The sequence below is a fragment of the Faecalibacterium sp. AM43-5AT genome (assembly GCF_003603345.1).
In the GTDB taxonomy this organism is placed as follows: domain Bacteria; phylum Bacillota; class Clostridia; order Oscillospirales; family Ruminococcaceae; genus Faecalibacterium; species Faecalibacterium taiwanense.
The window spans coordinates 145,205-154,406 of sequence record NZ_QVGZ01000006.1; the positions used below are offsets into that span (position 1 = coordinate 145,205).

At 54.0% G+C, this 9,202-nt stretch carries 6 protein-coding genes; all 6 read right to left on the reverse strand.

Annotated elements, in window-relative coordinates:
- Window positions 1-20: 20 nt before the first annotated feature.
- The 6 genes from DW937_RS09270 to DW937_RS09295 all read right to left on the reverse strand — a co-directional run bounded on the left by DW937_RS09270 (window position 21) and on the right by DW937_RS09295 (window position 9,184).
- Window positions 21-3,215 carry a YodL domain-containing protein gene (locus tag DW937_RS09270; RefSeq protein WP_120120745.1) on the reverse strand — a complete coding sequence of 1,065 codons (3,195 nt, stop codon included), beginning with the start codon at window positions 3,213-3,215 and terminating at the stop codon, window positions 21-23.
- Window positions 3,216-3,342: 127 nt separating this feature from the next.
- The gene (locus tag DW937_RS09275; protein ID WP_120120746.1) at window positions 3,343-4,092 is read right to left on the reverse strand and encodes a restriction endonuclease; all 750 of its coding nucleotides are present in this window, start codon (window positions 4,090-4,092) and stop codon (window positions 3,343-3,345) included.
- A 43-nt stretch (window positions 4,093-4,135) separates the two neighbouring features.
- The gene (locus tag DW937_RS09280; RefSeq protein WP_120120747.1) at window positions 4,136-6,220 is read right to left on the reverse strand and encodes a type IA DNA topoisomerase; all 2,085 of its coding nucleotides are present in this window, start codon (window positions 6,218-6,220) and stop codon (window positions 4,136-4,138) included.
- Window positions 6,217-6,939 carry a DUF4366 domain-containing protein gene (locus DW937_RS09285; RefSeq protein ID WP_120120748.1) on the reverse strand — a complete coding sequence of 241 codons (723 nt, stop codon included), beginning with the start codon at window positions 6,937-6,939 and terminating at the stop codon, window positions 6,217-6,219. Before DW937_RS09285 ends, DW937_RS09280 begins: the two co-directional genes overlap by 4 nt.
- Entirely contained in the window at window positions 6,929-7,180 is a 252-nt protein-coding gene (locus DW937_RS09290; RefSeq protein WP_120120749.1) for a DUF4315 family protein, read from the reverse strand. Before DW937_RS09290 ends, DW937_RS09285 begins: the two co-directional genes overlap by 11 nt.
- Before the next feature lie 18 nt (window positions 7,181-7,198).
- A complete protein-coding gene (locus DW937_RS09295; protein WP_120120750.1) occupies window positions 7,199-9,184 on the reverse strand; it encodes a C40 family peptidase in 1,986 nt (661 codons plus the stop codon).
- Between the last annotated feature and the right edge of the window lie 18 nt (window positions 9,185-9,202).

The following is a 9,202-nucleotide window of genomic DNA, read 5'->3' on the forward strand; positions in this document are numbered from 1 at the left end:
TTTTCAAATTTTTGCACGGCTTATACCTCCAATTCCTTTGTCTTTTCCCGTGGCTGCGTTTGCTTGCTCTGCTCCTTTTTTGCGGCATCCAGCTGTGCCCGGATGGACGGCTTTTTCGGTTTTGCGGCGCGGAACTTCTTGGTTTTCGGTGCCTTTTCCTCGGCCTTGACTGCGGCGGCAAGGTCCGTCAGAGAAATTTGTTCCCCGGCCTTTGCTTTGGCTTCCAACTCACTTAAAGAGGGCGCATTGTTCAGCACACTGTCAATCATGTTTTCGTTCTGTTCGGTGGAAAGCTCTGCGGTGCGCAGCGGGTTTTCCCGTAAGAACTCCGGCACCTGCTGAAAGCCCACACTGTCGCAGTAATAGGCAGTGTCGTGGCCGTTCTGATGCAGCACCACCACATCCGAAACAGACAGCGAATGCCCGTTGAAGTCTGCCGGATGGTCCACATTGAATGTGCGGTAGATGTCCTCCAACGTGGTACCAGCAGTCAGCGGCGCGGCGTATACTTCCGTATAGTTGGCCTTGTCCACAGTCCGGCCAGCGGCCTGCAGGCGGTCGTATGGCTCAAAACGGTAATCACGGGTGGAAGCCTCATTGCGCAACTGGTAGATGGAAAAGTTGTCCTGCTGTGGTGCCTCAAAACCTGCCGCTGCATATTCCTCCACCGTCATTCCAGCATCGGCCGCTTCCTGCGCGATCTCGGACTGTACCTGCGCCTTGTAGTCCTGCAAGCTCTGGTCAAAGTCAGCCAGCTTGGGCGGTTCCGGCAAGTTATACTGGCCTTGGTTAAGCAGCGGGCGGCAGTCCTGCACATAGGCCACAACAGTGTTGTAATAGGCAGCCTGTTCCGGCGAAATGTTCTGTCCCTCCCGCAAAGCGGCGGTGGCTGCCTGCTCCATGGCCGAAAGATTGCAATGTTGTTTGAGGTACGGGATAAACTCGGTCTGCACCATTTCCCGCTCTGCCTTGTCTTGTTCCCACGCTTCCGGGCCTTTGTTGTGCAGAACAAAATTTTTCCAGTTCTCGTCCTTGGCATAGTATTCGTGGTAGTTCTGGATATGCTGAATCAAAGAACCCTCTCCGTCACCAAAATCCTGCCGTCCCTCGTAGTTGTCGGGCTGGCCGTTCAGGGTAAAATCAATACGGAATGCGGTCTTGTCGTACCAGCCGCCCGTGTAGCCGTCCTTTTCCCGGTCTGTGTGCTGGGCGGTGTCCAGTTCTTCAAAAACGCGGTTTGCCGCAGACAGCGGCATGATTTCGCCGTCCTGCAGCTTGTCACTTTCGCTCCAAAGAATTGTGACCGTAGGTTCTGCGGCGGGGTCTGGAATTTTAACGGGTGCAGAAATTTCATTGGCCTTTTCCGCCGCCTCTTGGAACGCCGCCAGCTTATCGCCCAACAGAACTTCCGCCACCGCGGCTGTCTGCCCCAGCAGATTAAGTGCTTCCTGCCCGGCATCCGGCAGGGTCAGACCGGGCGCGTCCAACTGCCCACCGTCCAGAGCCGTGCGGTCCGGGCCATACAGAGTGTAGTCATAGCCAGAATCGCAGGTCTGGATGAACAGCGTATTGCCATTATCCAGTGCAAATGCGGCCTCCTGTGCAGCGGAAAGGTCTGCTTCCCGCTGCTGGCGAAGTTCTGCCAGATGTTCGTCCAGCGCAGAGATCAGCTCATGGGCTGCACTACGAATAATTTCCAGAGAGGCTTTCAGCTCGGCCAGTTCCCGGCCGGAACTCCACCCGGCCACATAACCAAAGGAATACTCGGATGTGTCCAGCCCGTAGTGCTGGCAGACTGCATAAGCTACGCTTTCGGCCTGCACCTCGCGGGTGCGGCTGTCCGGGCGGTTGGTCTGTTCCGGGTCGGTGGGGTCGATGGCGTGAAGTTTGGCGTGGGCAATTTCATGGATAGCCGTCTTGATGGTTTGCAGCTGGCTCATGCCCTCTTGGATGGCAATGCGGTTGTCGAGCAGATGAAAGTACCCGTGCGCCCCGCCCTCGATGTCCTCAAACCCGATGGGCACCGGGGAAGCTTGCTCCAACGCTTTGAAAAAATCTTGATAGTCCTGCACGCTGCCGGACAGTTCATCCACGGCAATGGTCGGCAGCGGTTCGCCCTCGGTCTGGCTGACATCGAACACGGACACCACCTTGAAAGCCGGAATCTGCACCGTCTTTTCTTCCGTCAGCGGCTTGCCGTCCTTGTCCAGAATCGGCTTGCCCTGTTCGTCCAGCTTTTCCATCTTCTGCTTGACCTTGTACGGCGCGGGGGCAAGGATTTTGATGCCCTTTTCGCCCTTTTTCACAGTGCGGTGGAACGTATCCTTCCACTTGTTGAAACCCGCCACCAACTGCCCGCCCTGCATGGCGATCAGCAAGGTGTTGTTGAAACTGTAATTGTGGAATTTCGCCATCGTGGTGAGGTAGGCTTTGTAGCGGTCGCTGTCGAACAGCTGTTGGATGCCCGTTTCTAACCGGTCCGTGATTTCTTTCATGCGCTCTGCGCTGTCCTTGCCGTTTAGGATAATGGGAATAACTTTCTGCGGTTCTGTTTCAGGTTGAACAGGCGGCGGGATATTGGCTGCATCCCGCATGACTTCCGGCACAGGAAAGGACAGTACCCGGTATTCCTCCGGCACAGGCTGGCCTTCGTGGACTTTCTGCCACTCGTCCCCGCTTTTGACAAGGTAGCCGTACTGGGTGAACGCACCCTGTTCCTGCTGAGCCACATAGCGGCCAAACTGTGCCGTGTCGATGCCGCCTTTCCATTCTTCCGGCATATCCACCATGCCGGAGCGATTCAGGTAGTAATCTCCTAGCTGGGCAGGCCCGTGCACATCCGGCAGATGCACATAGTAGTCCACGTTTTCGGGAAAGTCGGTGATTCTCCCGATGCTGAAAAGCTCACTCTGCGGGGCTTGCAAGGCGGCGTTCAGTTCTGCGCGTTCCCCGGTAGAGAGTGTTTCCAGCCGTGCGGCCAGAAAGTTCAGCTCGTCCACATTGGATGCCAGCACCATGTTGTAAGGGATGGCAAAACGCTTTTCTTCCTCGGCAAAATAGCCGGAAATGAAAAGGCCCTGCGGATTATCGGACGAAATGCCGATTTGCCGCAGGGCCGCTTGTACCTGTTCGGTTGTGGTAGGCAGGTCCAGCCAGACGCCATCCCTGCCTTGCTGCTGCCGATTTTGCAGCTGGATGGAAAATAGTTCGCTCATTATCGCACGCTCCTTTCAAAGAACTGTCCCTATCCTACGGATAGAGAGAGCCGGTTATGGCAAAATGAATGCTTCACCTTACCATAACCGGCCCTCGTAATTTTATTATGAACTTATCCGAAATCTGTTAAAGGGACATATAAATATACCCATACGACTTTTCGAGCCGTTCAGGTGGAATTGTGATATTGGAATTTGTAAGAATTTCGCCAAATTCTTTTAGACCTGCTGTTACTTGATCTGAAAGAAAATTTAGATAGCTTTCGATTGTTGTGAACTCCGACCCCTTATACCAAAAATCTGTTAGAGAATCATTTTCTTTCAAATCTTTTCTAGTAATTTCCCAACAGGTAGTACGCAAAGGCCTGTATTTATCACAAGCCTTTAGATAGCGTCCGACATCTTCATCTTTTAAGTCATCAAATGGAAAATGAAGAGGGCTGGTATATTCAGACAATGGAACAGATTCCTTTTTGAGCTGCTTTAATCGCGTTAATGTCCATTTGTCGGCAATTATATCTGTAAATTCATTCCACGTCATCAAGCGTACATTTGAAAGATTTGCAGCCTCAATCGCGCCGGATTGGAAGCCGGCTTGTGAAATCAAAAGACCCAATGATGCACCAGAATCTTGTACAACCGTTCTGAATGCGTGCACTTTTTCTTTTGGAACTGAAGAATTCCAGAATTTACATTCACACACAATTCTTTTAACTAGTTCGTCAGGAGATTCGACCAAAACGTCAACTTCCACTTTGCCACGAACGGTATCAATTGTACAAGGGCTAACTGCTCGATATCCCGATTGATTTAGAAGCAACGCAACATCATCCTGTAGCTCTTTCCAAGTAGCTGGACATCTATCTGTGAATTTCATTACGGCATCCCCCTGCAAAGTTCCGTTAGTTAAGTTTATTCTATCACATTATAGAATCTGTCGCAATTCGGTAATTGACGTACTTGCCTCCCGTATCTGCCAGAAGCACCGTTGCATCATAGGTTTTTCCTGTTTTCTCGGAGTAGAGACCCTTTATTTTTGCCTTGCCGTTTTTGAGCAGAGCGGCGGCGATCTTTGGGGTGAACGCCTTTTTTCGCTGCTCAAAGAAGCGGTCGTTCTTCCACATTACGAATTGACAGCCACGATTTCCGCAGTAGAAGTTTTTCTTGCCCTCGTAGATGTTTTCACCACACCGGGGACACTTGCCGATGATAACCCGTTCCGACTGGAACAGGTTTTGTTTGTCCGCGCTGATGCAGGAATAGGTCTTGATCAGCTGACGCACCTGCGCTTCAATTTCGGCCATGAACTCGTCCGGGTCTGCATTGCCCTTGGCAATCTCGGTCAGACGGTTTTCCCATTCAGCAGTCAGAGCGGGAGAGGTCAGGCTTTCCGGCAGAACCACCGCCAGATTGATGCCGTCCTTGGTGGGGACAAGCTGCTTGCCCTTGCGCTGCACAAAGCCCATTTGCACCAGTTTTTCCAGAATCGCGGCACGGGTGGCCGGAGTACCCAGCCCCTTGCGTTCCGCTTCCTCCGGCATATCCTCGGCCCCGGCCCGCTCCATTGCTGACAGGAGCGTATCTTCGGTGTAGGCTTTCGGCGGGGATGTGAAGTGTTCCGATACGGTAGAAGTTACGCGGAAACTCTGCCCCTCGGCCAGTTCCGGCAGGGTGTTCAGGGCTTCCGTTTCTTCTTCGCCGTCTGCTTTCAGAGTGGAACGAAACCGCTGGTCGATCTCTTTCCATCCGGGGACAAGCACCGTCTTTCCCTTGGCGGTGAACTCGTTCCCTGCACAGGAGAACACGGCGGCCACGGTTTCGTATTCATGGGGTACAGCCACGGCGCAGAGCAGCTTGGCGCAGACAAGGTTCATCAGCTTGCATTCACTTTCGGCAAGACCAGCGAAGCCCTGTTTTACAAATTCAGCAGTGGGAATGATGGCGTGGTGGTCCGATACCTTTTTGCTGTTCAGCACCCGGCCCACATCCGCAGTCAGTGCAAGCCCTTGGGCAATGGGCAGCAGCCTCAGCAGGTCAGACACAAGATGTTGTGCTGTCTGGCCCATATCCTCGGTCAGATATTGACTGTCCGTGCGGGGATAGGTCAGCAGTTTCTTCTCGTAAAGCTGCTGGGCATAATCAAGGGTCTGCTTTGCCGTAAATCCGAACAAGCGGTTTGCTTCCCGCTGCAAGGTGGTCAGGTCATAGAGCTTGGGCGGCTGTTCTGTCTTTTTCTCTCGCCGAATGGACGTGCAGACTGCATTTGCACCTGTGCATTTTTCTTTGAGAGAATTTGCGGTTTCTGCATCCGCAATGCGCCCACTGTCTGCTTTCAGGCTGCCGGACTGGATGCCGACCGTATAATACTTTTCTTTCTGGAAGCGCAGGATTTTTGCATCCCGGTCCACCAGCATTTTCAGTGTCGGGGTCTGCACCCGGCCTACCGTCAGGGTTTTGTGATACAGCACCGAAAACAGCCGTGTTGCATTGATGCCCACCAGCCAATCTGCCTTTGCGCGGCAGAGGGCCGATTGATACAGCGCATCGTAGTCCGAATCCGGGCGCAGGTTTGCAAAGCCCTCCCGGATAGCGGCATCCTCCATGCTGGAAATCCAGAGCCGCTTCACAGGTTTCGTGCAGCCGGCCATTTGGTAGACGAAACGGAAAATCAGTTCTCCCTCCCGGCCTGCGTCGGTCGCGGCGGTCACGCTGTCCACATCCGAGCGGTTGAGCAGGGTACGCAGAACTTCAAACTGCTGTTTTTTCTCGTCCGGGACGACGAACTGCCACGGCTGGGGCAGGATGGGCAAATCCTCATACCGCCACTTACAGTATTTTTCATCGTACTGGCCCGCCTCGGCAAAGGACACCAGATGCCCGATGCACCAGCTGACCAGATACCCGCCACCTTGCCAGTAGCCGGTTTGCTTTTCAGCGGCTCCGATCACGGCGGCGATGCTGCGGGCTACACTGGGCTTTTCGGCAATCACCAGCTGAAAGCTCATGTTTCGTCCTCCTGTCCGTCCTCTGAATGAATTTCGATTTCAGCCGGTTCCTCGTCTGCATCTTCGTCCTCGCCAAAATCGTATTCGTCCAGATCATCGTGGCCGGTGGTATCGGTCTTGGGCTTGCGGAACTTGAAATAATAGAGTGCTGCGCCGCCGCCCGCCAGAGCCAGCACCAGCAGGATTATCAGATTGCCCATGTTGGACTTCGGCTTTTCCTCTGGCGTTTCGGTGTCAGTTTTCACAGCTTCCGGGGCCGTGCAGTTGCGCAGACTCTTTTCACACAAGGGGCAGTTTTCGTTGACATCCCCGACATCACACTTCACGGTGCAGGTGCAGACTTCGGTTTCCTGCGGTTCTTCATCCAGCAGAGCCAGCAAGTCGGCATCGTCCACTTGGTTCAGGAAGTGAACAGAGGTTTCCTTGTCCTCGTTGGCGCGGTCAATTAGAATGTAAAAATAATTCCCGGCCTTGGTGGTCACTGTGATAAGCTGTTTGTCCCCGTAGAAATCATCCACCAGTGTTGCGTTGCCTTTGGGCGTGATGGGCACACCCTCCGGCTCCATGCCGCCCGTGGTGGGTTCCTCGTCCAAAATTTCCGGCAGAGGTTCCGGGGCAGGGTCAGAGCCGCTTGCAAAAGCGGGCATGGAAAATGAGCAGAGGCAGAGCAGGATAGCCAGCAGTCCGGCAGCGAAGCGGTTCCAGTTGTCAGGTTTCATCGGCGGCATCCTCCTGTTTGTGGTACGGGGTAACGGTGGGTGCAGCGTTCAGCGCACCGCTGCGCAGGAGGGCCGCGAACTCGTCCGGCTTCATGTTCATACTGCGCACCAGCTGAATGATCTGCAAATTTTCCTGTTCGGTCTTTGCAGCTTCCAGTTCTTTCAACTGCTGCTGATATTCGCTGATTTTTTCTTTGAGCCGTTCGATGTCGCGCTCAATGCGGGAAAGTCTTTTTGCCATACAAAATCCTTTCTGGCGTCACGGTAAACGCCCGTAGCTGTAAAAATGTTCCTGCCAATATTTTGAGTTGAGGTTTGTGTAAGAGATAGGGTCGCCGCAGTGCAGCATGATGGAATTGCCTACATAGATACCGCAATGGCTCACGCCGGGGGTATCGTAGGTTCCCTTGAAAAACACAAGGTCGCCCGGTTTGACCTGCGCCGTCGAAACAGGAGTACAGAGGTTGTAAAGGCCCTGTGCGGTCTGGCGGCCCACGTTCCAGCCGGAGTGATTCAGCACCCACGAAATGTAGCCGCTGCAATCAAAGCTGGTGCTGGGCGAACTGCCGCCCCACACATACGGGTAGCCGATGTACTTCGTGGCTTCCTCCATCATGGCGGCAAACTTATCATCTTTGAGGGATTCCGGTGGAATATCGTAGTAGGTAGGCTGCTTGATGGTGGACGCATTGGGGTATTGCGCTTTGCCAAACAAATCCGGCCGGTTGCCCAGCGTGCGCATATAGAGCGAATAGGCACTGAGCTGTTCTTCGGTCAGCACTTCCACGGGTAGGTGGGACAAATCTTTGTTCTTCAGCTTGACCGTGCAGATGTAGTATTCATACGGTTCTTGATAGGTGATAACCTGCGGCACACCATACGGGCCAATAATGACCATCATTTTTGTACGGTAACGTATCTGCATGGTCACGGTCTCGGTCAGGATGTACTGCTTTTCAAAGAGCATTTCAAGTTCGCCCTGCACCTCAGCCAATGTAAAAACGCCATCATGGAGCGCGGACAAAATCGAGATCAGCACATAGGGGTCATGCTCGATTTCATCCAGATAAAAATGATACTCGTCATAGTTGTGGGTGGCCTCGTAGGTGTCGAGATACCGTTGCAGTTTTTGTTCCAGCTTGGCGTAGGCTTTCTCTGCACCCAGCATATCCTTGTCCTTGGAAAAGTAAGAGGATGCCGTCACGCCGGTTCCAGCGGTGCCCGCCATCACGGTGCAGGACTGCAACCCCGTTATCAAGAGCAGAGCCAGCAGACCGAACACGGCCACGATCAGAATGGTTTTCCAGTTCCGGGCCGCAAATTCGGCTACCCGTTCGCCGCCCTCGGCCGCCAGCTTTGTTACCCGGAAACCGTTCTCTGCGGTGGCGGCTGCACCCTGCGCGGCGGCTTGTCCGGCCTGCCGTGCAGCTTTGGCATACTGCTGTTTGATACGCCGTTTCTGCCACATCCGGGAAATGGGGTTGCTGGCCGCCTGTGCAATTTGCGGATTGTCCCGCAAGGATTTCTGGTAAAAGTATTCTGCATTGGCAGACATGAGCTGACGCTCTGCCTTTTCCACGGCCTTGTAGGGCTTCATCTTGTGGTGCCGGATGCCGCTGCGGATGGCTTTGGCCGTCTGATGCTCCACCAGTTCTTCACCCTTGTGGCCACCCTCCACACCCACATTTTCGTGTTCGACTTCATGGATTTTTCCGTGAGCGAACAGCAACGCTTCCGATAGCGGGCGGCTGGCCGGGTTTGGTTTCAGGCTGGGTGGGCCTTTGTCCTGCTGCTCAAAACGCAGGGTGGATTTTGCCTTGCCGCTGGCTGCATCGTAGACTTTTTCCTTGACCGGGACACGCTTCTTCGGCAGAGCGGCGCGGGCCGCATCCAGCTTGTCGGCCTTTGCTTCCGCCTTGTGGATGTACGGCTGCAACTCCGGGTCTGCCCGTTCGTCCTCGGTCAATTCCAAACGGGCAGCGGAACGGTGCAGACCATCTTCACTTTTGGCGGTGGCCGCTGTTTCTGCTGCCTTTTTCGCTTTCTTTTTATTTTTATGCTCGTCCTTGATGTCCTCGGCCCGTTCCAGAATTTTTTCGGCTTTGCCCTCGGCATCCGTGGAGTAGTCCTGTTCCGCTTCCCGGCTGGAAACATTCTCCACAGTGCCGTCCGCCTGATTTTCTACCACCAGACCGTCACGGGTCATGGTCTGGGTGACTTTGGCTTTTGCCTGCAATTCTTTCAAGGTTCTTCACCTCCCATC

Bases quoted from the DNA above. Each gene is read 5' to 3' on its own strand.
- DW937_RS09280 (WP_120120747.1), bottom strand. From the start codon at position 6,220: ATGAGCTTTCAGCTGGTGATTGCCGAAAAGCCCAGTGTAGCCCGCAGC.
- DW937_RS09290 (WP_120120749.1), bottom strand. From the start codon at position 7,180: ATGGCAAAAAGACTTTCCCGCATTGAGCGCGACATCGAACGGCTCAAA.
- DW937_RS09285 (WP_120120748.1), bottom strand. From the start codon at position 6,939: ATGAAACCTGACAACTGGAACCGCTTCGCTGCCGGACTGCTGGCTATC.
- DW937_RS09275 (WP_120120746.1), bottom strand. From the start codon at position 4,092: ATGAAATTCACAGATAGATGTCCAGCTACTTGGAAAGAGCTACAGGAT.
- DW937_RS09270 (WP_120120745.1), bottom strand. From the start codon at position 3,215: ATGAGCGAACTATTTTCCATCCAGCTGCAAAATCGGCAGCAGCAAGGC.